Annotated in this window: 2 protein-coding genes; both read left to right on the top strand. The window is 56.3% G+C overall.

Annotation, left to right across the window (positions count from 1 at the left end; translation table 11 throughout):
- Nucleotides 1–165: 165 nt before the first annotated feature.
- A complete protein-coding gene (locus ACPLUI_RS14260) occupies nt 166–819 on the top strand; it encodes a phosphoadenosine phosphosulfate reductase family protein (protein WP_424660907.1) in 654 nt (217 codons plus the stop codon).
- A gap of 14 nt (nt 820–833) precedes the next feature.
- Nucleotides 834–2036 carry a sulfatase gene (locus ACPLUI_RS14255; RefSeq protein ID WP_424660906.1) on the top strand — a complete coding sequence of 401 codons (1203 nt, stop codon included), beginning with the start codon at nt 834–836 and terminating at the stop codon, nt 2034–2036.
- Nucleotides 2037–2100 lie beyond the last annotated feature (64 nt).

The raw sequence follows: 2100 nt of genomic DNA, 5'->3' as shown, positions 1-2100 counted from the left end.
TGGCCCGCTGGGAAAAGATCTTGCGGCAGGGGTAAGCGGGATGCGCTTTCAGGGAATGGGAAACGGTGGCCCGGGAAAGCGCCTGTTCTGTGATTCAAACCCGTGTCTTGCCGGGCTGAGGGAAAAAAGTTGGAGAAATTTAGAGCTATCTACAGGGAGGTACTTATGCTCGAGCAAAAAATCGAACGTGCCAGGGAAATCATTGCTGCCGCGCTGGAACAGGCTGAAAGGGCCATGGTGACCTTTTCCGGTGGCAAGGATTCGCTGGTCCTGCTTCACCTGGTACGTTCCGTTCAGGGTGGGAAGATAGCCATACCCGTATTAAATATTGATACCGGGGTAAAGTTTCCGGAAATTTACCGGTTTATTGACAAGATGCAGCGTCTCTGGCAATTTAACCTGGTGCGTGAAAATAACATCGGGGCCGTTCCCCCTGAAGAAATTGGCCGGGACAAGGTTGAGTGCTGTCACCGGTTGAAGACCGTTCCTTTGCAGCGGGCACTGGTAAGATATAGTGTGTCCCACCTGTTTACCGCCATCAGGCGTGATGAGCACCCGGCCCGGTCCGGTGAGGATTATATTTCCCAGCGGGAAGACCACGTCCGCGTACATCCCCTGCTGGATTTCACCCGGGACGATATCTGGGCCTACATACGCCTGCACCACCTGCCCTACTGCTCCCTTTACGACCGGCGATATGTCAGCCTGGGGTGCCGGCCCTGCACCAGCCCCGCCGGTCCTGGTGAAGCGGAGCGTTCAGGGCGGGCCGCAGTCAAGGAAAGGGTCATGTCGGATCTGAGGCGGCTTGGGTATTTTTAAGGAGGAGATTTTACATGTCCTGTTCCATACTGCTGATTACCGTTGACACCCTGCGGGCGGACCACCTGGGGTGCTATGGTTATCACCGGGAAACCTCGCCCCACCTGGATGCGCTGGCCCGGGAGGCCATCCTTTTCCGCCGGGCCTATTCTCCCTGTTCATATACTTTGCCGGCTCATGCCTCTATTATGACGGGGAAATATGTGCCCCATCATTCCGTCGGGTACAGGCAGGATGACGGGAAAATGGACCCCGACCGGGAAGTGACCCTGGCCGAAATTCTCCTGAGTCTTGGCTGGTCCACCGCGGCCTTTGTAAGCTGCGCCGTTCTGGATGGCTGCCGGGGGCTTTCCCAGGGCTTTGTGCTGTATGACGATGAAATGACCGGGGCGGAAGAAAACCGTCCCCATGAGCTGGTGCGGGACGGCCCCCTTACCACGGCGCGGGCACTGGCATGGTTAAAGGAGAACTCAGACAAACCGTTCTTTGTCTGGATACATTACTTTGATGTTCACGGCCCTTACATTCAACCAGCCCCCTTTAACTCTATCTTCAGGCCGGAGGATTACGGGCCGGACCCCCTCTTGTTGCCGGTAATAAATGAAGGAGAAGGGGAAACGGGGGGGATTCCGGGTTACCAGCTGCTGGCCGATGATTCGGACGGCGAGGCCAAACACCAGCATGATGCCCGCTTTTACATGGCCCGGTATGACTGTGGTATCCGGTACGAAGATCACATCCTGGGCGACCTGTTCCGTGCCCTCAAGGAGATGGACCTCTGGGATGAACTCATGGTTGTTGTTACCGCCGATCACGGAGAGGCCCTGGGAGAAAACGGCGTCTACTTTTACCACGGCTTGACTCTTACTCCCGACCAGATCCATGTGCCCCTGATCGTCAAAATGCCCCGTTCTACAGGGCCGGCCGGTGTGCAGGTTGGCGTGCCGGTGAGTACGGTGGATATTATGCCCACGGTCCTGGAATTGACAGGCTTTGACTACAGCCGCCTGGCTTTAGACGGGCTACCGCTGCAGCTTGCTCTTACCAGGCCGGATCTTTCAGCCCAGAGGGCCGTCCACAGCGATCTGGAATGCCAGGGAGCGCTGGTCTGTGGAAAGGAGCTCCACCTCTGGCCCCGCACTCCCGCTGTTGGTAGGCCGGGTTACCTGTACAACCCCTCCCTGGTTTCTGAGGAAAGAAAAATTAACCTGTTTTAAGGAAAATCTGAAGCCTCAAGGCTTGCCGAAGTTAAAGTAAAATTACTGTAGGAAAAGTAGCAGG

This window comes from Desulfofundulus sp. (genome assembly GCF_049701015.1).
In the GTDB taxonomy this organism is placed as follows: domain Bacteria; phylum Bacillota; class Desulfotomaculia; order Desulfotomaculales; family Desulfovirgulaceae; genus Desulfofundulus.
Note: the sequence above shows the minus strand (reverse complement) of the source record. Positions and strands in the feature narration are given on the sequence as shown.